The following is a 22,334-nucleotide window of genomic DNA, read 5'->3' as shown; positions in this document are numbered from 1 at the left end:
CCTGCCCACCCCCATCCCTCCTGCCTGCGGGAGGGGGCAGGGGCGGGCAGATCCTCAGAACAAAGCCAACTGGCCGTCCCGCGCAGGCGGGCGGAACTGCGAGCAGTCCAGTTCCAGCGCCACCCGCTCCATCCCCGCGCGCTTGCAGGCCAGGCGAAAGCGCGTGCGGATCAGGTCGGCCCACACGCCCTGCGGCTTCATCCGCGTGAAGAACCGCGCATCGTTATCCTTGCCCCCGCGCACGTCGCGGATGATGCTCATCACCTTGCCCGCGCGGTCGGGAAAATGGGCCTCCAGCCATTCGCGGAACAGCGGCGCGACCTCGTGCGGCAGGCGCACCATGATCCAGCTGGCCGAAGGCACCCCCAGCGCGCCGGCACGCTCGATGATCCCTTCCATGAACTCGTCGGTGATCGAGGGAATGACCGGGGCCACCGATACGTGTGCGGGCACGCCTGCCGCCACCAGTTTCCCCAGCGTCGCCAATCGCTTGGCCGGGGCCGAGGCGCGCGGCTCCAACAGGCCCGACAGGTGCGGGTCGAGGCTGGTCACGGAAATCCCCACCGCCGTCAGCCGGTGCCGCGCCAGTTCCGCCAGCAGATCGAGATCATCGAGCACGCGCGCTGACTTGGTGGTGATCGTCACCGGGTGGCGTACCTCGAGGCACAGTTCCAGCACGGCGCGCGTAATGCGATAATCTCGCTCGATCGGCTGGTAGGGATCGGTGTTGGTGCCCATCGCCAGCGGTCTGGGTACATAGCCCCGGCCCGCGAACGTCTTGCGCAGGATCTCGGCGGCCTTGGGCTTTGCGAACAGCGTTGTCTCGAAATCCAGCCCCGGCGACAGGTCGTGAAAGGCGTGGCTGGGCCTCGCATAACAATAGACGCAGCCATGCTCGCACCCGCGATAGGCGTTGAGCGAGCGGTCGAACGGGATGTCGGGCGAGCGATTAAAGCTCATCACCGTTTTCGGAAATTCTTCGGTGACGGTAGTGCGCAGCTTGCGTTCCGGTCCGTCGACATCCTCGCGCGCGTCTAGCCAGTCGCCGTCGTCCTCGCGCACGGCAAGACCGAAGCGCGTCGGCACCGCGCTGGACGGTGCACCGCGGCCATGGATCGGCGGTGTTCTCATGAGGGGGCATGAGAACATAAATGGAACATTTGCGCAAGCGCGCCGAAGGTGGAGCTTACGTTTCCAGCAGCCGCGGCATCAATTGCACGAAGTTGCAGGGCCGGTTCCGGCTATCGAGCTGTTCGGCCAGGATGCCGTCCCAGCCATCCTTCACCGCGCCGTTCGAGCCGGGCAGGGCGAAGATGTAGGTGCCCCGTGCCACCACCGCGCAGGCGCGCGATTGGATCGTGCTGGTGCCGATGGTCTTGAAGCTGAGCCAGCGGAAAAGTTCGCCAAATCCCGGAATGTCGCGCGTCTTGACCTTGTCGAGCGCCTCGGGCGTCACGTCGCGGCCGGTAAGCCCCGTGCCGCCGGTGACGATCACGGCATCGACCGCGCGGTCGTCGATCCAGTTGTTGAGGCGGCTGGCGATTCGGGCGGCATCGTCCTTTTCGATCGCGCGCGCGGCAAGGCGGTGCCCTGCGCCCTTGATGCGCTCGGCCAAGATATCGCCCGAGGTGTCCTCGTCGGGCCCGCGCGTGTCGGAAACGGTAAGAAGGGCGATCGCGATAGGCTTGAATTCGCGCGACGTATCAATGCTCAAGCGAGGCGATCCTGACGTTCTGGGCTCCATCGAGCCCGGGGAATTTCGGCCACAGGCCCTGCACCAGCCCGACGCGGCTTTCGGAGGTGCCGCCCGCCTGCCGTTCGTACATCCAGTAATTGCGCATCACCGTGGCCACGTAGCCGCGCGTTTCCCAATAGGGGATGGATTCGATCCACAGCAGCGGATCGCCCTTGTCGCGCACTTCCACGTTCCAGCGCCCGATCGGCATCGGCCCGGCGTTGTAGGCGGCGATCACCTTGGGCAGCAGCCCCTGCGTTTCGGGCCGGGTCTTGAGCTGGGAGAGGTAAGTCTGTCCGAACGCGAGGTTCACGTCGGGCAAGTCGAGCTGCTTTTCACGGCCCGCCATGATTGGCTCGACGCGGGTGAGGTCGCGCGCGGTGCCGGGCAGCACCTGCATCAGCCCCTTGGCGCCTGCCGGGCTGGTGACCGAGGTGCGGAAGTTCGATTCCTGCAAGCTGTGCGCAAACAACAGCGCCGGATCGACCTTCCAGCCATTGGCCGGGGTCCACTTCGGCGCCGGGAAGCGCGCGGCTTCGTCCGCCCGCGCACCCGCAGGCGCGTTGTAGGCCATCCACAACTGCGTAGAAGGCAGGCCCAGATCGCGCGCAAGGCGCGAGAGCGGCGCATATTGCCCCGGCGCGCCGATCCGCGCCTGATAGCGCAGCACTTCGTCGGCCAGGCCATCTTCGCCGACTTCAGCCAGTTGCACGGCAAGGCGCACGTTGTTCACCGCGCGCAGCTGCTGCCAGTCGCTGTCCGAAAAGTCGGGCGCGGCGGCGGGCACGGCTTCACGCAGGCCCAGCGCTTCGGCCGCCATCATGCCATAGAGCGAGTCGCGATTGCGCGCGGCGGCGCGTAGCGAGGCGGCGACCTTCTCCGGCTTGCGGCAGCGCATCCACGCGCGGCCCGCCCAGTAATTCGCGGCAGAGGCCAGTTCGGCGTTCTGCGTCATGCCCGCGGCGCGTTCGAAGGCCTCGCCCGCGGCCATGCAATCGTCCATGCGCCAGGCGGCAAGCCCGGCGGTCCACAAGGCCTCGGGCACCCATGCGCCATTCCCCGCATCGAAGGCGGACAGCGAGATCGTGCGTGCGTTGGCGTCGTCGTTCTCGATGTAGAAGGCCCAGCCCACCTTCTGACGCCATTCGGCGCGCGCTTCGGCGGAAAGTGTGGCGTCCACGCCATCAAGCAGCAGCCGCGCGCCTAGCGGATCGTCGTTCTTGATACGGTCGGTGATCGCGGCGGCGATGGAATCGGGCATCGTGCCATCGGCGACGCTGCGCGGCTTCAGCCGCTTCGACAGCGTCGGCACGTTGAACAGCGCCTGCGTGGGCGGGAGCGCGACGGGCAGGGCGGTTGCACCCCGCTTCAGCGCAAGTCGTCCGATCTGGTCGGACCAAGGCAGATCGGGCGCCTGGCTGAGCAGGTCGGTCAGTGGTTGCAGTTCGACCTTGGGCGAGGTGGCGGCAAGGTAGAACTGCGCGCGGGCCACGGCGTGGAGCGGGCCATCGGCGCGCTGGGCGAACATCTGCTGTACGGTCGACCAGTCCTCGCGCTCGATCGCGCCGAACAGGCCTTTGTAGAACGTGCGGTCGTCCTGGCTGAGCAGCGTGGGCACAGCCGTGCGATCGGCGCGGCTGCGGAAATAGTCGGCTGCGGCGCTGTTGGCCTTTGCCGGAAGCGCCAGCCCAAGCACAAGGCCACCAGTCAGGACCGCAAGGCCTGCGCGCAAATGCCGCCGTTTGGTCACGCTTGTTCTGTCCCCGTCCATTCCAGCCAGCGATTCCACAGGCTTGCCTTGAAAGCGGGTCGCGCCAGCAGGGCATCCAGATCATACGTGGAAATCGCCGGAGTGCTGCCCCCTTCATGGTTAAGTGGCCGTAAATCCGAAAGACTATGCGGCGAATCGTGGTCGATCAGCGCCGAGACGAGCGTTTTCCCGAAGATCAGCAAACGTTGCGGGCGAGCCAGCGCGACGTGATGCGCCAGCACGTCGCCGAGCCGTCGCGCCTTCCAGTCATCCCAATCGGGCATGGCGATTCGGGTTGGCAGGACCGAGGCGAGGTAGGCCTGCTCGCGGGCAAGGCCCATCGCGCCCAGCATGGAATCGATCATCCGCCCGCCGCGGCCCGACAACAGCTGCGCGGTGTCGTCAGCTTCCGGCATGGCGACCAGCACCATCAGGCTTGCGCCCTCGGGCCCCTGCGGCGGCACGCGCGGGATGCCTGCGGGGCTAAGCGAAGGCTCGGCCATCCACCAGTCGGCAAAGCCTTGCAACGTGGCAGGCCAGCCGTCGCGTGCGCCGCCTGCGGGCGGCGGTGCCGTAGGGGCGGGCGGTTCGGTGGCGGCCATCCGCTGCGGCTTGGGCGAAGGGGCAGGGCGGGCGGCGGCGAGCCAGTCCTGCGGATCGTCGACGAAGGCGCAGTCCACGCCCGCGTCACGCCACCAGTCGAGCGCCGCCCCCAGCGCATCGGCCATCCGCGCGCTTTCGTTGTTCGCGATTTCGCTCACCTGTCTCTATGTCCAGTCACGAAGGCGGTATTGACCTTGGACGCGCCAGCTTTCAAGGCGGACGCATAGTCAATCGAGCGTTTAGTCGGAGCCAGGGGAATGAGCGAACGGGAATCGATGCCCTATGACGTGGTGATCGTCGGGGGCGGTCCTGCGGGGTTGGCGGCGTCCATCCGTCTCAAGCAGGTCAATCCGGACCTTTCGGTCTGCCTGCTGGAAAAGGGCTCCGAAGTCGGCGCGCACATCCTTTCGGGTGCGGTGGTCGATCCGCGCGCGCTCGATGAACTGCTGCCCGAATGGCGCGACATGGGTTGCCCGATGGCGGAAACCCCGGTCACTGACAACTGGCACTGGGTGCTCACCCGCAAGGGCAAGATGAGCATTCCGCACTGGCCGATGCCTCCGTTCATGTCGAACCACGGCAACTACACCGGCTCGCTGGGCAGCCTGTGCCGCTGGCTCGCCGAACAGGCGATGGAACTGGGCGTCGAAATCTTCCCCGGTTTCCCTGCCGCCGAAGTGCTGTTCGATGAAAACGGCGCGGTCATGGGGGTCGCCACCGGCGACATGGGCATCGGCAAGGACGGCGAGAAGAAGGGCGATTACCAGCCCGGCATGGAGCTGCACGCCAAGTACACGCTGTTCGCCGAAGGCGCGCGTGGCCACCTGACCAAGCGGTTGAAGGCGCATTACGACCTCGAGCGCGATTGCGAGCCGCAGGTCTATGGCATCGGCATCAAGGAACTGTGGGACATCGATCCCGACAAGCACGTTCCGGGCCGCGTGCTGCACACGCAAGGGTGGCCGCTGTCGGAAAGCAACACCTGGGGTGGTGGCTTCCTGTATCATCAGGCCAACAACCAGGTCGCGATCGGCTTCGTCACCGCGCTCGATTACGCCAACCCCTATGTCTTCCCGTTCGAGGAATTCCAGCGCTGGAAGACCCACCCGGAAATCCGCAAGATCCTCGAAGGCGGTCGTCGCGTGTCCTACGGCGCGCGCGCGATCAACGAAGGTGGCTGGCAGTCGGTGCCGCGCCTGTCGTTCCCCGGCGGCGCGCTGATCGGGTGCTCGGCGGGCTTCGTCAACGTGCCCCGCATCAAGGGCAGCCACACCGCGATGAAGAGCGGGATGCTGGCCGCCGAATCGATTGTCGCGGCGATCGCGGCGGGCCGTGAAAAGGACGACATGGTCGAATACGACACTGCCGTCCGCGAAAGCTGGATCGCGACCGAGCTTAAGAAGGTCCAGAACGCGCAGCCGCTGATCGCCAAGTTCGGCGGCGAGCTGGGCACGGTCCTGGCCGGCGCCGACATGTGGCTGCGCCAGCTGTTCAAGTTCGGCATCGCCAAGCCGCTCAAGCACCACCGCGACAGCGAGGCGACGCAGCGCGCCGACCTGTTCAAGCCGATCGCCTATCCCAAGCCGGACGGCGTGATCAGCTTTGACCGCCTGTCGAGCGTGTTCCTCTCAGGGACCAACCACGAGGAAGACCAGCCCTGCCACCTCAAGCTGAAGGACCCCACGGTCCCGACGCGCATCAACCTGCCGCTCTATGCCGGGCCTGAAGCCCGCTATTGCCCGGCGGGCGTCTACGAGTTTGTCGGCGTGGAAGAAGGCAATCCGCGCCTGCAGATCAACGCGCAGAACTGCGTCCACTGCAAGACCTGCGACATCAAGGACATGACCCAGAACATCGACTGGGTGACGCCGGAAGGCGGCGGCGGCCCCAACTACCCGAACATGTGATCGGGTGACCAAACAGGACGAGGCGCCGGGGGCTTGCTCCGGCGCCTTGTTTCGTTTCAGAGGGGCTGCAATGACCCTTTCCGAAACCGCCTACGCCAAGATCAACCTCGCGCTCCACGTCCGCCGACGCCGCGAGGATGGCTATCACGAACTCGAAACGCTGTTTGCTTTCGTCAATGCGGGCGATGCTCTGACCGCGCGCGCCGCCGAGCAGGACCGCCTCCACGTCACCGGCGAGTTCGCCGGCACGCTCGATAATCCTTTCGACAACATCGTCGCCCGCGCGCTCTCCTCGCTTCCGCACGGAGCAGGCTGGGACGTCACGCTCGACAAGCGCCTGCCCGTCGCGGCGGGCCTTGGCGGCGGGTCGGCCGACGCGGGCGCGGTCTTCCGCATGGTGCGCGATGCTCATGGCCTGCCCGACGACTGGCATGCTCGCGCCGCAAAGCTGGGCGCTGACGTCCCCGCCTGCGTCGAAAGCCTCGCCTGCATCGGTCGCGGCACCGGCATCGAGCTGGAGGCCCTGGCCAACGACCTTGCCGGAACTCCCGTGCTGCTGGTCAATCCGCGCATCCCGCTCGCCACCGGCCCGGTGTTCAAGGGCTGGGACGGCGTCGATCGCGGCGCGTTGCCGCAAGGTAATTTACGCACCATCGCGCTGGAAGGCCGCAACGACCTCGAAGCCCCCGCGCTCGTGCTCGTCCACCAGATCGCGGACGTCCTCGCCGCCCTGCGCGCAACCGGCGCATGGCTCGCCCGGATGAGCGGATCCGGCGCGACCTGCTTCGCGCTGTACGACACGCCTGAACAGCGCGACGCGGCGCAGGCGCAAATGCCACCCGCATGGTGGACCCTCGCCGGAGCCCTCCGCTGATGGAGCACGAAGCCTTCCGCCTGATCGGCACCCCGCGCTTCGGCGGCATCCTCGTCGTCTCCGACCACGCCTCCAACCGCGTTCCCGCCGACATCGACCTCGGCATCGCGCCCGAGATCCTGACCCAGCACGTCGCCATCGACATCGGCGTCGGCCCGATCGGCGCGGCCATGGCGCAGCGTCCCGGCGTCGCTGCCTTCCAGGGCAACGTCAGCCGCCTCGTCTGCGATTTCAACCGCGACGAGCATTTGCCCACGGTCGTTCCCATCGCCAGCGACGGCCACGCCATCCCCGGCAACGCGCTCGACCACGCCGGCCACGTAGCCCGTCTCGCCCGCTTCTTCCGTCCCTATCACGATGCGCTCGCCGCCACGATCGAGGCCGCGCCCCCTGCGCTGATCCTCTCGCTGCACAGCTTCACGCCTCAGCTTGCCACCAGCGATGAGCCGCGCCCCTGGCACGTCGGCGTGCTCTACAACCAGGACGACCGCGCCGCCCGCATCGCCATTCCCCTGCTCGAAGCCGAAGGCCTGATCGTCGGCGACCAGCAGCCCTATTCGGGGCGCTTGCTCAACGCCACGATGAACCGCCATGCCGAAGCCGATGGCCGCCCCTACCTCGGCATAGAGATCCGGCAGGACCTGATCGACCACGCCGAGGGCCAGGCCGAATGGGCCGAACGCCTCTGGCGCATTGCCAATCGCGTGGCCATTGCCATCGGCGAATGAGCTCCAATCTAGGTCGGAAGTCGTCGCAAATTTAACCTTCGACGGCTGACGATTGCTACGGTAGGGCCGCAGCAAAACCCGAACCAACCCTCAACTTCGGAGTCGATCCCATGCCCGCCTATCGTTCCCGCACCACGACGCACGGACGCAACATGGCGGGCGCGCGCGGGCTCTGGCGCGCCACGGGCATGAAGGACAGCGACTTCGGCAAGCCGATCATCGCGGTGGTCAACAGCTTCACGCAGTTTGTTCCCGGCCACGTCCACCTCAAGGATCTTGGCCAGATGGTCGCGCGCGAGATCGAGGCTGCGGGCGGGGTGGCCAAGGAGTTCAACACCATCGCGGTCGACGATGGCATCGCCATGGGCCACGACGGCATGCTCTATTCGCTGCCCAGCCGCGACCTGATCGCCGACAGCGTCGAATACATGGTCAACGCGCACTGCGCCGATGCCATGGTGTGCATCTCCAACTGCGACAAGATCACGCCGGGCATGCTCATGGCCGCGCTGCGCATCAACATTCCGGTGGTGTTCGTTTCGGGCGGTCCGATGGAAGCGGGCAAGGTCGTGCTGCGCGGCAAGGAAGTCGCGCTCGATCTCGTCGACGCCATGGTCGCCGCCGCCGACGAAGCCTATTCCGATGAAGAAGTGCAGACCATCGAGCGTTCGGCCTGCCCGACCTGCGGATCGTGCTCGGGTATGTTCACCGCCAATTCGATGAACTGCCTGACCGAAGCGCTGGGCCTCTCGCTGCCCGGCAACGGCTCCACGCTCGCCACCCACGCCGATCGCAAGCGCCTGTTCCTCGAAGCGGGCCGCGTCGCGGTCGATCTGTGCAAGCGCTATTACGAACAGGACGATGAGAGCGTGCTGCCGCGCGCCATCGCCAGCTTCGGCGCGTTCGAGAACGCGATGAGCCTCGATATCGCCATGGGCGGCTCGACCAACACCGTGCTGCACCTGCTCGCCGCCGCGCACGAAGCGGGCGTCGATTTCACGATGACCGACATCGACCGGCTGAGCCGCAAGGTGCCGTGCTTGTCGAAGGTCGCCCCGGCCAAGTCCGACGTCCACATGGAAGACGTCCACCGCGCGGGCGGCATCTTCGCCATCCTCGGCGAACTCGATCGCGCCGGGCTGCTCCACACCGACCTGCCGACCGTCCACGCGCGCACCATGGGCGATGCGCTCAACCAGTGGGACATTGCGCGCACCAACGCACCGTCGGTGCAGGAATTCTTCAAGGCCGCGCCCGGCGGCGTGCCCACGCAGGTCGCCTTCAGCCAGAACCGTCGCTGGGAAGAACTTGACCTCGACCGCGAAAAGGGCGTGATCCGTTCGGCCGAGCATGCCTTCTCGAAGGACGGCGGCCTCGCCGTGCTCAACGGCAACATCGCGCTCGATGGCTGCATCGTGAAGACCGCCGGCGTCGACGACAAGATCCTCAAGTTCACCGGCCCGGCCAAGGTCTATGAAAGCCAGGACGCGGCGGTGACGGCGATCCTCACCGGGCAGGTCGTGGCGGGCGACGTTGTCGTGATCCGCTACGAAGGGCCAAAGGGCGGCCCCGGCATGCAGGAAATGCTCTATCCCACCAGCTACCTCAAGTCGAAGGGGCTGGGTGCGGCTTGCGCGCTGCTCACCGACGGGCGCTTCTCGGGCGGCACCTCGGGCCTGTCGATCGGCCACGTCTCGCCCGAAGCGGCTGAGGGCGGCACCATTGGCCTGGTCGAGAACGGCGACGTGATCGCCATCGACATTCCGGGCCGTTCGATCGTGCTGCAGGTGTCGGAGGACGAACTCGCCCGCCGCCGCGCGGCACAGGATGCCAAGGGGTGGAAACCCGCCAAGGATCGCCCGCGCAAGGTGTCCACCGCGCTCAAGGCCTATGCCGCGATGACCACCAGCGCCGCGCGCGGCGCGGTGCGCGATATTTCGCAACTCGATGCGAAGGGCTGACGCGCTCCTTCCACTGCTGGCTCTCGCCGCCTGCGGTCAGGGCGGTGAGGTAGGGCCACCGCTCCGGCACATCGACTGCGCGCTGGCGGGCGCGACTGCGTTCAAGCCGGACTGCACCGTCGAACCGGCGGTGCAGAATGGCCGTACGGTGCTGGTCGTCGCCGCACCCGACGGCATGTTCCGCCGCTTCGAGAAAGTGGGCGACGGTCGCGGCGTGATCGTGGCAGACGGCGTCGAGCAATCCACCGCGCACTGGGTTGCCGATGGCGTGCTCGAAGTCAGCGTCGGACAGGATCGTTATCGCTTCCCCGCCAGCCTCAAGCCGGATACCAGTCCGTCCGATGCCCCGACCCCGTGATGCAACGCTCCGCCAGATCCTGACCGTCGCGCAAATGCGCGCGGCCGAGGAGGAGCTGATCGCGGGCGGAACCGCGGTCGAAGCGCTGATGGAGATCGCCGGGCGCGGTGCGGGGGAACTCGTCCGCCGCCTTGCCGCAGGGCGTCCCGTCACCGTGCTGTGCGGCCCCGGTAACAACGGCGGCGATGGCTATGTCATCGCGCGGCACCTGATGGAGCATGGCAACGCGGTCACCGTCGTTGCGGCGCGCGATCCCGCCACGCCCGCGGCGATCAACGCGCTCGGCCTGTTCACAGGTCACGTAACGGATGCGCAAGCCTCTGTTTCCGGGGATGTTTTCGTCGATTGCCTGTTCGGCAGCGGGTTGACCCGCGCGCTGCCCGACGATCTGCTGGCGCTGCTCCAGCGGCTCGCTGCCGCGCACCATCGCACCGTCGCGGTGGACTTGCCCAGCGGCGTGGACAGCGACCGGGGCGAGCCGCTCAACACAGGGCTTCCCGCCAACGCCCTGACCATCGCGCTCGGCGCGTGGAAGCACGCGCACTGGACAATGCCCGCCACGGCCACGATGGGCGCGCTGCGGCTGGTGGACATCGGCGTAACGTTGCGCGCAGAAGCGCCGTGCCTGCTGCAACGCCCCCGCTTCGCCGCACCCGGGCCCGATGCGCACAAGTACCGGCGCGGCTTGCTCGGGGTAGTCTCGGGCAATATGCCCGGCGCGCCCATCCTCTCGGCCACGGCGGCGCTCAGGGCAGGGGCCGGGTACGTCAAACTGCTCCAACCTGTCCTCGCCGCAGTGCCTCACGCCTCGTCCAGCACCCCGCCCGCCGAACTCGTCGTCCGTCAAGGACCGATCGGCGACCTGCTGACCGAGCCCCGGTTCGCCGCGCTGCTGATCGGCCCCGGTCTTGGCCGTGACGAGACGGCGCGCCGCCATCTGGCGGCAGTCATTGCGCGTGCGATTCCCACCGTTCTCGATGCCGATGCGCTCGTGCTGCTCGGTCCTGACCTCCCATTGAAAGCGCCCGCCATCCTCACTCCCCACCAAGGCGAAATGGCCGCGCTCGAAAGCGCCTTCGCGCTCTCCGGTGCAGGCCCGCGCCACGCCCGCGCAGCCGCGCTGGCCAAGGCCGCGACGGCAACCGTCCTGCTCAAAGGCCCCGACAGCGTGATCGCCGATCCCGATGGCGCCGTCACCGTGGCGCCGCGCGCTTCGACCTGGCTCTCCGCTGCCGGGACCGGGGACGTTCTCGCAGGGCTGGTCGCCAGCCGTCTTGCGGTCACTGGCGATGCACCGCGCGCCGCGCGCGAAGGTCTGTGGCTCCACGGCGAGGCCGCGCGCTTGTCCGGCCCCGCCTTCACCGCTGGCGATCTCGCGCACGCCGCGAACCGCGCGCTGGCAGGAGCCATGTCATGACCGGCACCCGCGTGATCCGCATCGCCGCCAAGGGCGAGGGCCAGACCGCCGACGGCCGCTACATCGCGCTCGCCGCGCCCGGCGATATCCTCGAAGCCGACGGCAGTGTGACGCGCGGCCCCGACCACGTCGATCCGCCATGCCGCCACTTCCCCGCCTGCGGCGGCTGCCAGCTCCAGCACCTCTCGGAACGCGCGCTGGAAGAATATGTGTTCGGACGCGTCGAAGGCGCCGCGCTTGGGCAGGACATCGCCCCGCCGCCCGCCGAGCCCGCGCACCTGTCGCCGCCCAGCACCCGCCGCCGCGCCACGCTCCATGCGCAGGCGATCGGCAAGCGCGTTGTCCTCGGTTTTCGCGAACAGGGCAGCCACAAGATCGTCGACTTGCGCGAATGCCACGTGCTCGCGCCCGAACTGCTCGATCTGATCGCGCCGATCAAGCGCCTGCTCGAAAGCTGGGCGACGCGCAAGCTGGCCGTCGACGTCGAAATGACGCTGGCGGATCAAGGGGTTGCGCTCGCCCTTCACGGGATCACGGCGGACGATCTCACCCGCACCGAGGCGCTGCTCGACTTCGCGCGCGATCACAAGCTTGCCCGCCTGACGCTCGACAACGGCTATGGGCCGGAAAGCGTATGGGAGCCCGATCCCGTCACCGTCACGCTCGGCGATACGCCGGTCGGCCTGCCTCCCGGCGCCTTCCTGCAAGCGACCCGCGATGGCGAGGATGCTCTGACCGGCGCCGCGCGTGCATGGCTGGCGGGCAGTTCCACTGTTGCAGACCTGTTCTCAGGCCTCGGCACGTTCGCCTTCGCGCTGGCAGGCCCGCAGACCAAGGTTCTCGCGGTCGAAGCCGCACGCGACGCGCACCTTGCCTGCCAGGCAGCGGCGCGATCCAGTGGCCGCCCCGTCCACGCGCTCCATCGCGACCTGTTCCGCAATCCGCTGCGCACCGAGGAACTCGACCGCTTCGGCGCCGTCGTTCTCGATCCGCCAAGGGCCGGGGCAAAGGAACAGGTGGCGCAGATCGCGGCGAGCAAGGTGGCGCGGGTCTGTTACGTCAGCTGCAATCCGGCGAGTTGGGCGAAGGATGCCGCGACGCTGATCGCGGGCGGCTATCGGCTCGCAGGCTTACGCGCGGTGGGGCAGTTCCGTTGGTCGACCCACGTCGAACTCGCCAGCCTGTTTCTCAAGGACGCATAAGGCCGCCTGAAACGCGTTCAGGCGGCCCTTGGTGCCGTTAGGTGTCGTTCAGGTGCGTCTAGGTGTCGTTCAGAACACCGCCAAAGCGGCGTGCAGGACCAGCGCCATCAGCGCGAGGCTGGAGAGCGCGAACAACAGGAAGCGGACGTTGACCTTGTTGACGGTCGACTGCCAGAGCGAGTGGAGTACGCGCAAGGCCACGTAAGCCCAGGCGATCTGAGCGTTGAGGCCATCGCCCTGACCGATCATGGCAAGCACCACGCACACCGCATAGAACACCGTAGGTGCTTCATGCAGGTGATTGTAATTGTGCGCCTTCCACTGGATCTCGCGCGGGATCAACGTTTCCAGCATCGCGCCGGTCCAGCCCTGGTCCGCCCCCGGTTCGGAGGGCTTGGGCAGCTTCGCAATCGCGGGGATGCGGGTGACGTACATCCACACCCACATCACCATGGTCCACGCCGCCAGCGCGACCACGGGTTTCAGGATCGTCATTCCGATCATAGGTTTCACTCCCCCTCTTCAGGCAGTTTCCGAACATTGCCGAGCTGCCGTGGCGAAAGAGTGCGTGGGCCTGGGTCGATTGTCAAATGCAACCCATTATCGGTTGCGGGTCAGCACTCCGATCTGGAAGTATCCCAGCGGCCCGCGTCGCGTCGTCGCGGCGAAGGGAGCGTCCTCGCACAGTGCCGCCAGCGCCGCGCCAAGGTCGGTGCGCGGGGTGACGTGGAAGCTCGCCAGCCAGCCCCGAAGGCCCACGCGCAAGGGGGCGGGCAGGCCGGAAAGATCTCCGAAATCAACGATATGCAGCGATCCGCCCGGCGCCAGCAGCGATGCCGCATGGACCACCGCCTCGCGCCAGACGGGGATCATCGACACTGCGTAGGAAATCACGATCCGGTCAAAATTGTCGCGTCCGAACAGCGCCTTGGGATCGAAATTGGTGGCATCGCCCAAAGCTAGCGCAGCCTTTGTGCCCAACCGGCCCGACGCGATCAAAAGCATCTCCTGCGAGATGTCGAGCCCGTGCAGCGCCGCGCCCGGCCAGCGCTTTCCGATCAGCGCCAGATTGCGCCCGGTGCCGCAGCCCACTTCCAGCACGCTGGTTCCGACCGGGGCATCGAGCGCCGAAATCAGGGTGTCGCGCCCGAACAGGTAGTACTTTCGCGTGGCGTCATAGATGTGCTTCTGCCGCCGGTACACGGCATCCATCAGCGCGCCATGCGAAGCGGTAGCGACGCTTGCCATCACGCCAGCTCGTAGAGGTGGACGCCGCCATAGATCGAGGAGCGGTCGCGGCGGGTGTAATCGAGGCTGGCCTCGGCATGGTAGTTCCAGCGCGCCAGCACCGCGTCGTCGAGGCGGCCCGGCAGCAGGCTCGGCTCGGCGGCGGTGCGGAACAGCACGCGCGCGCCGGGACGGGCGGTGCGCGTGATCTGACGCCAGAGGTCGTTCAGCTGGTCGTCGGTCATCCAGTCCTGCGCGTCGAGCAGGACGTAGCGATCGAGCGAGGCGTCGGGCTGGGCCGCCAGATGCTCGGTCATGTTGGCGTGGCGCACGTCGACGCGGTCGACGCGGGCGCGCACCGTCTGCCAGTTCGCGGCCTGGAGATAGGGCGGCAGCGGGCATTCGGCCGCGCGGCCATATCCGCGTGAAAAAGCCTGCCATGCGAAATAGTTGTCCGAGACATCGAAATCGCAGGCGAGCTTTTCGAGGCGGCGGCGCAGCACGTTGGCCATAGGCTGATCGCCCGCCAGCACGTCGAATTGCGCCGGGGGAATGCCGAGGCCGAACAGCGAGGCAGGCTGGTCGGTCAGCCAGCGCACGAACTTCTTGTCGAACACCGGCGCCATCTCGGTCTCGAACACCGCGCGCTGTTCCTCGATCGAACGCGCGGCAAGGATCTTCGACAGGTCGATGCGATAGACCTTAGCAAGAAGGTGCGCCACACCGATGAAATTGCCCAGCAATCCGCGCTTGTAGATGCCCTTCTGGAAACCGCCGATGCGGCGGCGGCCGATCAGGTCGCGGCCTTCCCAGTAGCGGCGCGTCGGCTCGTCGAGATGCGGCGCGATGAAGGCGTGGTAGGCTTCGATATTGGCCTTGCTGTCAGCCTCGCCGAAGAAACGGCGGAACAGCGCGTAGTCGGGCAGGTGCCGCGCCGAGGCGAGCTTGAGCTTGTTCAGCGCCACGTGCGCGGTGTTGAGGTCGACCGCGGTGATCGCCTCCGGGTTGGCGACGAGATAGGACAGCACGTTGCAGCCCCCGCTGGCGATTGCCACGATCCGGCTGTCGGTCTGGATCTGCAGCGCCTCCATGTCGACGTCCGGGTCTTCCCAGATCTGCGCGTAGACAAGCCCCCGGAAGGCGAAGGCGAAGGCGTGGTCGAGCAGGCGCGTGCCGACGCCCACGCTCTTGCGCACCATCGCGCCCTTGACCTTCTTCTGCGTTTCGGCGGCGAATTGCGGCTTGCTGGTCTGCATGGGGCTCGCTCAAGTCCTTTTGCGTCGGTCCTTGGCTCGGGCCGATAGGATTATCGCGTTGTGGTATTGTGACACTCGCTTGGCGAGCGGGTTGGGGCGGGTTGCCGATAGGGTATTGGGTTTGTAACGCCCTTGCCCTAAAGGCGCTGGCCATGTCCGCCGCGCGAGCATCCGTCCGCGGCCTTCACACTGCATTTTTCCGGGAGTTATCCATGGCCAAGGTCCTTGTCATCGGCGCCGGCGGCGTCGGCTCGGTCGCCGTCCACAAGATGGCGATGAACCCCGACATCTTCGGCGAAATCGCGCTGGCGAGCCGCACGAAAGCCAAGTGCGATGCCATCGCCGCTTCGGTGAAGGAGCGCACCGGCCAGACGATCGCGACTTATCAGATCGACGCCGACGACGTCGCTGCAACCACCGCGCTGCTCAACGAGGTCACGCCGGTGCTGGTCGTCAACCTCGCTCTGCCGTACCAGGACCTGCACATCATGGACGCCTGCCTGGCCGCTGGCGTCAACTACATGGACACCGCGAACTACGAGCCGATCGACGAGGCCAAGTTCGAATACAAGTGGCAGTGGGCCTACCAGGAACGTTTCAAGGAAGCCGGCCTGATGGCGCTGCTCGGCTCGGGCTTCGATCCGGGCGTGACCAGCGTGTTCGCAACCTGGCTGAAGAAGCACAAGCTCGACACGATCCGCACGCTCGACATCCTCGATTGCAACGGGGGCGATCATGGCCAGCACTTCGCCACCAACTTCAACCCGGAAATCAACATCCGCGAAGTGACCGCGCCCGCGCGCCACTGGCTGAACGGCGAATGGATCGAGACCCCGGCGCTGACCATCCGCGAGAACTTCGATTTCGAGGCGGTCGGCCCCAAGAACATGTACCTGATGTACCACGAGGAGCTGGAAAGCCTCGCGCATCACCTGCCGGAAATCGAGCGCATCCGCTTCTGGATGACCTTCGGCGATGCCTACATCACGCACCTGACCGTGCTGCAGAACGTGGGCATGACGCGGATCGACCCTGTGATCTACGAGGGCAAGGAGATCATCCCGCTCCAGTTCCTCAAGGCCGTGCTGCCCGAGCCCGCCTCGCTGGGCGCCACGACCAAGGGCAAGACCAACATCGGCGACATCGCCACGGGCCTGAAGGACGGGGTCGAGAAGACCTTCTACATCTACAACATCTGCGACCACGAGGACGCCTATCACGAGACGGGCAACCAGGCGGTCAGCTACACCACCGGCGTTCCGGCGATGATCGGGGCGGCGCTGATGGTGCAGGGGATCTGGAAGGGTGAGGGCGTGTTCAACATCGAACAGTTCGACCCCGATCCCTACATGGACATGCTCAACAAGCATGGCCTGCCCTGGCAGGTGAAGGAACTGGCCGGTCCGCTGGCGTTCTGAGGCTTGGCCAATCATCTAGAGAGTGTGGCCTAGTCATTCATGAGCGTAATTCAGACTCTCTATCGCGGGATCAAATTTCGTTCTCGGGCTGAGGCGCGTTGGGCTGTTGTTTTCGATGCGCTGGGTTGGCGCTATGACTATGAGCCAGAGGGCTACCGCTTGCCCTCTGGCTCTTACCTTCCAGACTTTTATCTGCCGGAACTGGAGGCTTTTTTTGAAGTGAAGGGGCGCCCACCAGACCCCTTAGAATTCTTAAAAGCCAGCGAACTTTGTGTCGCCACCGAACATGTAGTTATACTGAGTCATGGACCGCCGAACCCCCATCGAAATGAGTGGGATCGGGATCTTTCCACCTTTTCCCCTGACCGGGACACCGAGGATAATGTGTTTTCAGACTGGCATGAGGGTGGCTTTGTGAGTGGCCGCTTCAGCAACCATCCTCCCTGTTCTATCGATCTAGGAAATCTGGGCCATCTGGGCGGCCGCTCCCGACTTGGCTGGAAAGAGGCCTTCTTGCAGGCTGCAAACCACCGTTTCGGTGTACACGAGAAGTGAGTTGATATGGAAACCAGAGCCGGCGATCCGGGCGCGTTTGCGCAGTTCGACATGGGGCGGGTGGATAGCCCGGCCTTTGTCGTGGATGCGGCGAAGCTCAGGCAGAATCTGAAGATCCTTGCCAATCTCCGTGATGCGGCAGGGATCAAGGTGCTGTCGGCGCTCAAGGCGTTCAGCATGTGGCGCGTGGCGCCGATCGTCGGGGACTACCTCGATGGCGTCTGCACCTCGGGCCTTTGGGAAGCGTTGCTGGCAGCGGAGCATTATCAGGGCGAGATCGCGACATACTGCGCGGCCTACAAGGCGGACGACCTGCCCGAGATCCTGCGGCTGTCGGACCACGTGATCTTCAATTCGCCGGGGCAGCACGCGCGCTTTCGCCCGCAGATCGACGCGGCGCGGGCGCAGGGTGAGGTCTTCGACATTGCCTTGCGGATCAACCCGTTGCATGCCGAAGGTGAAGTGCCGCGTTACGATCCGTGCGCGCCGCATTCGCGGCTTGGATTCCCGATCGACCAGCTTGAGGACGCGCATCTCGAAGGCGTGACGGGCCTGCATTTCCACACGCTGTGCGAGCAGGACTTCGAACCGCTTCAGCGCACGTGGGATGCCTTGCGCCCAAGGATCGAGCGGTTCTTCCCCCAGCTCGAATGGCTGAACTTCGGTGGCGGGCATCATGTCACGCGCGCCGATTACCAGCGCGATGACCTCATCCAGTTTCTCAAGAATGTGCGCGAAGAGACGGGGTGCCAGATCTATCTCGAACCGGGCGAGGCGGTGGCGCTCGATGCGGGCATTCTCGTCGGCACGGTGCTGGATACCCACTGGAACGGGATGCCGCTCGCCATCACCGACATTTCGGCGACGTGCCATATGCCCGACGTGATCGAGGCGCCCTATCGCCCTGCGATGCTGGGCGAACTGCCGATCGACGAATACGAAGACGGGCAGGGTGATGCTCCCGTTCGCCTCGGCGGGCCTTCTTGCCTGGCGGGTGACGTCATCGGCGATTACCGGCTGCCGGTGCCCTGCGAGCCGGGTGCGCGCTTCGCGTTCCTCGACCAGGCGCACTATTCGATGGTCAAGACAACGACCTTCAACGGCGTGCCGCTGCCGTCGATCTGGCTGTGGGACAGCGAGACCGATGCGCTCGAACGCGTGCGGACGTTTTCGTATCAGGACTTCCGCGACCGGCTGTCCTGAGGCATCCTCCCGTCCGACAAGATAAGGGCGGGAGAAAGCCGATGGCGAAGGAAATGCTCGACGGGCGCACCAGCGATCCGGTGACGATGGGCTGGATGCAGGGCAATCCACCGCCGCCCGACCGGCGCATCCTGACCGCGCGCGCGGACCACATGCGCTTTCCGATGATCCGCTGGTCCTATGCGAACATGCGCCAGTTCCTGCCCACCGTCCGCGTGGCGGCTTCGGGCGAGGGGCAGCCGTTCCCGAGGGCGTTGCGTAACGATTTGGCCGACGTGCGCTTCGTGCCTAGCGGGCGAGAAACGCCCATCCGTTTCGAAGATTCGCTGGTCGACGCCTTCACCGACGGAATCATTGTACTGCACCGTGGGGCCGTGGTGTTCGAGCGCTGGTTCGGCGTGACCGGGCCGGAGGCGCGGCACATCGCGTTTTCGGTGACCAAGAGCTTCATCGGCACGCTGGCGCGGCTGCTGATCGACGAAGGGCGACTCGATCCGTCAGCGCACGTGCGCGACATCCTGCCGGAACTGGCGCAGGGCGGGTACGGTACGGCGCGCGTGTCGCACGTCCTCGACATGACCACGGGGCTCGATTTTTCGGAAGACTATGCCGATCCGTCGTCGGGAATCGGAGCCTACAGCGCGGCGCTGGGGCTGACGCCAAGGCCGAATTCCTACGAGGGCCCGCGCGACTTGTGCGCCTTTCTCGAAACCGTGCGCCCCGATGGCGCGCATGACGTCAAGTTCACCTATCGCACGATCAACACCGAGGTGCTGGCGTGGATCGTCGCGCGGGTGGAGGGCAAGCCGCTGGCGCAAGTCCTGTCCGAGCGTATCTGGCGCCCTTGCGGAATGCTGGGCGATGCCGACCTGATCGTCGACGAGATCGGCACGCCGTTCGCAGGCGGCGGGCTTTGCCTGCGGCTGGAGGATCTGGCCCGGTTCGGCGAGGCGATCCGCACAGGGGGGCTTCTGCCGGGCGCGATCGCGGCGATCCGCGCGGGCGGCGATCCGGGTAAGTTCGATCCTGCGCGCTACCCGCAGTTGCCGGGCTGGAGCTATGGTAGCCAGTGGTGGCATGCCCACGACGAAGGCGGCGCTTTCAGCGCGCGCGGCATCCACGGGCAGACGCTGTGGATCGATCCCGCAGCCGAAATGGTGGTGGCACGATTCGCCTCGCATCCGACGGCAGCGAACGGGGCCAACGACCCCTTGTCGCTGCCCGCGTGGAGAGCGCTCGCAGATGTGCTGAAACTGTAGGAAAACCGCCACGTTGGTAGTGTTTGTTTCATTTTTTTGACGGAATTCTGAATCGCCCTTTTTTTCACTTGATGTTCAGCGCGAGGGTCCTATTTAGCCCCCTCTCGCTGCCCCATGGGGACTTCCAAACCGCAAGGCAGCTTCGTTCAACAGTTCCGTTTGGGGGTCCCTTGAGTTGCACATCCATCCTGACGCACTGGCTGTAGCGCGCACCTTCGCGCCCGACCAACCCGCTGTTTTGAACCGCCCGCACGCTGCGGCGCGGGCCGCGAAGTTCTTTGTCGAGAATTTCCCGGGCCGCTCGCTTTATGCCGTGAAGGCCAACCCGTCGCCCGACCTGCTCAAGGTCCTGTGGGATGCGGGGGTGACCCACTACGACGTCGCTTCGATCGCCGAGGTCCGTCTGGTGCGCTCGACCCTGCCGCAAGCGACGCTGTGCTTCATGCATCCGGTCAAGACGCCAAGTGCGATCGTGGAAGCCTACCGCGACCATGGCGTGCGCGTTTTCAGCCTCGATTCGCTCGAGGAGTTGGAGAAGATCGCGGCCGCGACCACCAAGGCCAATGGCGGCGTGATCCCCGAAGACCTGACGCTGTGCGTGCGTCTGCGTGTTTCGTCGGAATATTCGGAACTCAGCCTTGCCAGCAAGTTCGGCTGCGACCTGACGCAAGCGGCGGAACTGCTGCAGGCTACCCGCCAGATCGCGGATTCGCTGGGCATCTGCTTCCACGTCGGTAGCCAGGCGATGAGTCCCCATGCCTACGTGCAGGCGCTGGAAAAGGCGCGCGCCGCTATCGTCGATGCCTCTGTCACAGTCGACATCATCGACGTGGGCGGTGGTTTTCCGTCGATCTATCCGGGCATGGAACCGCCTCCGCTCGAAGACTACTTCGACGTCATCGACCGCACCTATGAATCGCTGCCGGTGTCGTATTCGGCCGAGCTGTGGTGCGAGCCGGGCCGTGCGTTGTGCGCCGAATACAACTCGATCATCGTGCGCGTGGAAAAGCGCCGCGGCGAAGAGCTGTACATCAACGACGGTGCCTATGGCGCGCTGTTCGATGCGGCTCACGTGGGCTGGCGCTTCCCGGTCCGCCTGCTGCGCGATGGCGCTTCGGCGGACGTGGAGGGCTTCTCGTTCTGGGGGCCGACCTGCGACGACATGGACCACATGGACGGTCCGTTCGAACTGCCGGGCGACATCCGGGCGGGCGATTTCATCGAGATCGGCATGCTCGGCGCCTATGGCGCGGCAATGAAGACCGCGTTCAACGGCTTCGACGCCACCGAGGTCTACACCGTCTCGGACGAGCCGATGGCCAGCCAGTATCGGGGCGACCGCCGTGATCCGCGCGTTTCGGACAACGTCGTTTCGTTGCGCTGATCGTCGCTGCACCAACAAGAAAAAGGCCTCGGCACGGATGCGTGCCGGGGCCTTTTCTGTGGTGCGGGCGCAGCGCGGGGCTTCAGCCCACCCCGCTGCGCGACGCACAGCAAAAAGCCCCCTTCCGTGTGGAAGAGGGCTTTTTGTAAAAGCTCGTGATATCAGGCGGTCAGGCCGCCTTCCTCACTTCCAGGTCGAGCCGTTCCCAGATCTCCACCAGCGCCTTGGTCAGATCGACCATCATCGCTTCGCTGTGGGCAGGGCCGGGCGTGAAGCGCAGGCGCTCGGTGCCGCGCGGCACGGTCGGGAAATTGATCGGCTGCACGTACACGCCATATTCGGCGAGCAGGATGTCGCTGACCTTCTTGGCGCGCACCGGATCGCCGACCATCAGCGGCACGATGTGCGTGGTCGAAGCCATCACCGGCAGCCCTGCGTCGCGGAACAGCTCCTTGAGGCGGGCGGCGGCGGCCTGCTGGCCCTCGCGCTCGACGCTGCTGGCCTTGAGGTGGCGCACGCTCGCCAGCACGCCGGCGACCAGCACGGGCGAGAGCGAGGTGGTGAAGATGAAGCCCGGCGCGTAGGAGCGGATCACGTCGATGATCCGGGTGTCGGCCGCAATGTAGCCGCCCATCACGCCGAAAGCCTTGCCCAGCGTGCCTTCGATGATGTCGATACGGTGCGCCGCTTCATCGCGATCGGTGATGCCGCCCCCGCGCGGGCCGTACATGCCCACGGCGTGAACTTCATCGATGTACGTCAGCGCATTGTACTTTTCGGCGAGGTCGCAGATCGCGTGGATCGGGGCGACATCGCCGTCCATCGAATAGACGCTTTCGAACGCGATCAGCTTGGGCAGCGCCGGATCGGTTTCGGCCAGTAGCTCCTCCAGATGCTCGATGTCGTTGTGACGGAACACCTTCTTGTCCGCGCCCGAATTGCGGATGCCCGCGATCATCGAGGCGTGGTTCAGCTCGTCGGAGAAGATCACGCAGCCCGGCAGGATCTTGGCCAGCGTCGACAGCGTGGCGTCGTTCGAGACATAGCCCGACGTGAACAGCAGCGCACCGTCCTTGCCATGCAGGTCGGCCAGTTCCTGTTCGAGCTGGATGTGATAGTGCGTGTTGCCACCGATGTTGCGCGTGCCGCCCGAGCCCGCGCCCACGTCGTGCAGCGCCTCTTCCATCGCGGCAATCACTTTGGGATGCTGGCCCATCGCAAGGTAATCGTTGGAACACCACACGGTGATCGGCTTGGGCCCGTTGTGCCCGGCAAAGCACCGTGCATTGGGGTAGGCGCCCTTGTTGCGCAGGATGTCGATGAAGACGCGGTAACGTCCCTCGGAATGCAGACGTTCGATAGCGGAATCAAAAACCTGATCGTAATTCACCCCGCCGCTCCTCTGCTGCATGGAGACCGACCGTCTCCAGACAAGGGCACCCGATCCCACAGGCCCCTCATCGGCGAATGTGGCGGCTCTTACGCCTCTCGCAAGGC

General features: G+C 65.9%; 20 protein-coding genes. 12 read left to right on the top strand and 8 right to left on the bottom strand.

The features are described 5' to 3' along the window. Positions 1–54 precede the first annotated feature (54 nt). From K3A84_RS02275 to K3A84_RS02260, 4 genes are read right to left on the bottom strand one after another with little or no spacing between them, the layout of a single operon-like run. Positions 55–1,131: a PA0069 family radical SAM protein gene (locus tag K3A84_RS02275; protein WP_225007460.1), complete on the bottom strand. Its 1,077-nt coding sequence runs from the start codon at positions 1,129–1,131 to the stop codon at positions 55–57. Positions 1,132–1,186: 55 nt separating this feature from the next. After that, positions 1,187–1,714: a molybdenum cofactor biosynthesis protein B gene (gene moaB, locus K3A84_RS02270; RefSeq protein ID WP_225007459.1), complete on the bottom strand. Its 528-nt coding sequence runs from the start codon at positions 1,712–1,714 to the stop codon at positions 1,187–1,189. Beyond that, positions 1,704–3,506 (bottom strand): lytic transglycosylase domain-containing protein, encoded by a 1,803-nt coding sequence (locus K3A84_RS02265; RefSeq protein ID WP_404823087.1) that lies wholly within the window; start codon positions 3,504–3,506, stop codon positions 1,704–1,706. Before K3A84_RS02265 ends, moaB begins: the two co-directional genes overlap by 11 nt. Beyond that, positions 3,482–4,246 carry a uracil-DNA glycosylase family protein gene (locus K3A84_RS02260; RefSeq protein WP_225007458.1) on the bottom strand — a complete coding sequence of 255 codons (765 nt, stop codon included), beginning with the start codon at positions 4,244–4,246 and terminating at the stop codon, positions 3,482–3,484. Before K3A84_RS02260 ends, K3A84_RS02265 begins: the two co-directional genes overlap by 25 nt. A gap of 99 nt (positions 4,247–4,345) precedes the next feature. Between K3A84_RS02260 and K3A84_RS02255 the strand changes: the two genes are divergently transcribed. The 7 genes from K3A84_RS02255 (at position 4,346) to K3A84_RS02225 (ending at position 12,535) form a co-directional block, all read left to right on the top strand. Continuing rightward, positions 4,346–5,995, top strand: a complete 1,650-nt coding sequence (locus K3A84_RS02255; RefSeq protein WP_225007457.1) for an electron transfer flavoprotein-ubiquinone oxidoreductase — start codon at positions 4,346–4,348, stop codon at positions 5,993–5,995. Positions 5,996–6,065: 70 nt separating this feature from the next. Continuing rightward, positions 6,066–6,869 carry a 4-(cytidine 5'-diphospho)-2-C-methyl-D-erythritol kinase gene (locus tag K3A84_RS02250; protein ID WP_225007456.1) on the top strand — a complete coding sequence of 268 codons (804 nt, stop codon included), beginning with the start codon at positions 6,066–6,068 and terminating at the stop codon, positions 6,867–6,869. Beyond that, positions 6,869–7,597: an N-formylglutamate amidohydrolase gene (locus K3A84_RS02245; RefSeq protein WP_225007455.1), complete on the top strand. Its 729-nt coding sequence runs from the start codon at positions 6,869–6,871 to the stop codon at positions 7,595–7,597. The genes K3A84_RS02250 and K3A84_RS02245 overlap by 1 nt, the downstream gene beginning before the upstream one ends. A 110-nt stretch (positions 7,598–7,707) precedes the next feature. Further along, positions 7,708–9,558 (top strand): dihydroxy-acid dehydratase, encoded by a 1,851-nt coding sequence (gene ilvD / locus K3A84_RS02240; RefSeq protein ID WP_225007454.1) that lies wholly within the window; start codon positions 7,708–7,710, stop codon positions 9,556–9,558. Then, positions 9,545–9,916: a hypothetical protein gene (locus K3A84_RS02235; RefSeq protein WP_225007453.1), complete on the top strand. Its 372-nt coding sequence runs from the start codon at positions 9,545–9,547 to the stop codon at positions 9,914–9,916. The genes ilvD and K3A84_RS02235 overlap by 14 nt, the downstream gene beginning before the upstream one ends. Then, complete coding sequence (locus tag K3A84_RS02230; RefSeq protein ID WP_225007452.1) at positions 9,900–11,333, top strand: NAD(P)H-hydrate dehydratase; 1,434 nt, start codon at positions 9,900–9,902, stop codon at positions 11,331–11,333. Before K3A84_RS02235 ends, K3A84_RS02230 begins: the two co-directional genes overlap by 17 nt. Beyond that, positions 11,330–12,535, top strand: a complete 1,206-nt coding sequence (locus tag K3A84_RS02225; RefSeq protein WP_225007450.1) for a class I SAM-dependent RNA methyltransferase — start codon at positions 11,330–11,332, stop codon at positions 12,533–12,535. Before K3A84_RS02230 ends, K3A84_RS02225 begins: the two co-directional genes overlap by 4 nt. Positions 12,536–12,604: 69 nt before the next feature. On the opposite strand, the gene K3A84_RS02220 is transcribed toward K3A84_RS02225, so the two are convergent. The 3 genes from K3A84_RS02220 to K3A84_RS02210 all read right to left on the bottom strand — a co-directional run bounded on the left by K3A84_RS02220 (position 12,605) and on the right by K3A84_RS02210 (position 15,018). Then, positions 12,605–13,039, bottom strand: coding sequence for an MAPEG family protein (locus K3A84_RS02220; protein ID WP_225007448.1), 435 nt, complete (start codon positions 13,037–13,039; stop codon positions 12,605–12,607). Between the two features lie 96 nt (positions 13,040–13,135). After that, on the bottom strand, positions 13,136–13,783 hold the full coding sequence (locus tag K3A84_RS02215) for a class I SAM-dependent methyltransferase (RefSeq protein ID WP_225007447.1): 648 nt from the start codon (positions 13,781–13,783) through the stop codon (positions 13,136–13,138). After that, positions 13,783–15,018 carry a DUF3419 family protein gene (locus K3A84_RS02210; protein ID WP_404823086.1) on the bottom strand — a complete coding sequence of 412 codons (1,236 nt, stop codon included), beginning with the start codon at positions 15,016–15,018 and terminating at the stop codon, positions 13,783–13,785. Before K3A84_RS02210 ends, K3A84_RS02215 begins: the two co-directional genes overlap by 1 nt. 212 nt (positions 15,019–15,230) lie before the next feature. Between K3A84_RS02210 and K3A84_RS02205 the strand changes: the two genes are divergently transcribed. From K3A84_RS02205 to K3A84_RS02185, 5 genes are all read left to right on the top strand, one after another. Next, positions 15,231–16,436 carry a saccharopine dehydrogenase family protein gene (locus K3A84_RS02205; RefSeq protein WP_225007446.1) on the top strand — a complete coding sequence of 402 codons (1,206 nt, stop codon included), beginning with the start codon at positions 15,231–15,233 and terminating at the stop codon, positions 16,434–16,436. A 39-nt stretch (positions 16,437–16,475) separates the two neighbouring features. Then, positions 16,476–16,991, top strand: a complete 516-nt coding sequence (locus K3A84_RS02200) for a PDDEXK family nuclease (RefSeq protein WP_225007445.1) — start codon at positions 16,476–16,478, stop codon at positions 16,989–16,991. A gap of 6 nt (positions 16,992–16,997) precedes the next feature. Then, a complete protein-coding gene (gene nspC / locus K3A84_RS02195) occupies positions 16,998–18,194 on the top strand; it encodes a carboxynorspermidine decarboxylase (protein ID WP_225007444.1) in 1,197 nt (398 codons plus the stop codon). A 41-nt stretch (positions 18,195–18,235) separates the two neighbouring features. Further along, entirely contained in the window at positions 18,236–19,453 is a 1,218-nt protein-coding gene (locus tag K3A84_RS02190) for a serine hydrolase domain-containing protein (RefSeq protein ID WP_225007443.1), read from the top strand. A 175-nt stretch (positions 19,454–19,628) separates the two neighbouring features. Next, on the top strand, positions 19,629–20,837 hold the full coding sequence (locus K3A84_RS02185; RefSeq protein ID WP_225007441.1) for a type III PLP-dependent enzyme: 1,209 nt from the start codon (positions 19,629–19,631) through the stop codon (positions 20,835–20,837). Positions 20,838–21,006: 169 nt separating this feature from the next. Here the strand turns inward: K3A84_RS02185 and hemA are convergent, their stop codons facing one another. Continuing rightward, complete coding sequence (gene hemA / locus K3A84_RS02180) at positions 21,007–22,227, bottom strand: 5-aminolevulinate synthase (protein WP_318248274.1); 1,221 nt, start codon at positions 22,225–22,227, stop codon at positions 21,007–21,009. Between the last annotated feature and the right edge of the window lie 107 nt (positions 22,228–22,334).

Source organism: Novosphingobium percolationis (assembly GCF_020179425.1).
GTDB lineage: Bacteria > Pseudomonadota > Alphaproteobacteria > Sphingomonadales > Sphingomonadaceae > Novosphingobium > Novosphingobium percolationis.
This window is presented reverse-complemented; position numbering and strand designations above follow the sequence as displayed.

Bases quoted from the DNA above. Each gene is read 5' to 3' on its own strand.
- ilvD (WP_225007454.1), top strand. From the start codon at position 7,708: ATGCCCGCCTATCGTTCCCGCACCACGACGCACGGACGCAACATGGCG.
- K3A84_RS02200 (WP_225007445.1), top strand. From the start codon at position 16,476: ATGAGCGTAATTCAGACTCTCTATCGCGGGATCAAATTTCGTTCTCGG.
- K3A84_RS02220 (WP_225007448.1), bottom strand. From the start codon at position 13,039: ATGATCGGAATGACGATCCTGAAACCCGTGGTCGCGCTGGCGGCGTGG.
- K3A84_RS02225 (WP_225007450.1), top strand. From the start codon at position 11,330: ATGACCGGCACCCGCGTGATCCGCATCGCCGCCAAGGGCGAGGGCCAG.
- K3A84_RS02235 (WP_225007453.1), top strand. From the start codon at position 9,545: ATGCGAAGGGCTGACGCGCTCCTTCCACTGCTGGCTCTCGCCGCCTGC.
- K3A84_RS02190 (WP_225007443.1), top strand. From the start codon at position 18,236: ATGGCGAAGGAAATGCTCGACGGGCGCACCAGCGATCCGGTGACGATG.
- K3A84_RS02205 (WP_225007446.1), top strand. From the start codon at position 15,231: ATGGCCAAGGTCCTTGTCATCGGCGCCGGCGGCGTCGGCTCGGTCGCC.
- K3A84_RS02265 (WP_404823087.1), bottom strand. From the start codon at position 3,506: ATGGACGGGGACAGAACAAGCGTGACCAAACGGCGGCATTTGCGCGCA.
- K3A84_RS02210 (WP_404823086.1), bottom strand. From the start codon at position 15,018: ATGCAGACCAGCAAGCCGCAATTCGCCGCCGAAACGCAGAAGAAGGTC.
- K3A84_RS02245 (WP_225007455.1), top strand. From the start codon at position 6,869: ATGGAGCACGAAGCCTTCCGCCTGATCGGCACCCCGCGCTTCGGCGGC.
- K3A84_RS02215 (WP_225007447.1), bottom strand. From the start codon at position 13,783: ATGGCAAGCGTCGCTACCGCTTCGCATGGCGCGCTGATGGATGCCGTG.
- K3A84_RS02230 (WP_225007452.1), top strand. From the start codon at position 9,900: ATGCCCCGACCCCGTGATGCAACGCTCCGCCAGATCCTGACCGTCGCG.
- K3A84_RS02255 (WP_225007457.1), top strand. From the start codon at position 4,346: ATGAGCGAACGGGAATCGATGCCCTATGACGTGGTGATCGTCGGGGGC.
- K3A84_RS02250 (WP_225007456.1), top strand. From the start codon at position 6,066: ATGACCCTTTCCGAAACCGCCTACGCCAAGATCAACCTCGCGCTCCAC.
- K3A84_RS02275 (WP_225007460.1), bottom strand. From the start codon at position 1,131: ATGAGAACACCGCCGATCCATGGCCGCGGTGCACCGTCCAGCGCGGTG.
- nspC (WP_225007444.1), top strand. From the start codon at position 16,998: ATGGAAACCAGAGCCGGCGATCCGGGCGCGTTTGCGCAGTTCGACATG.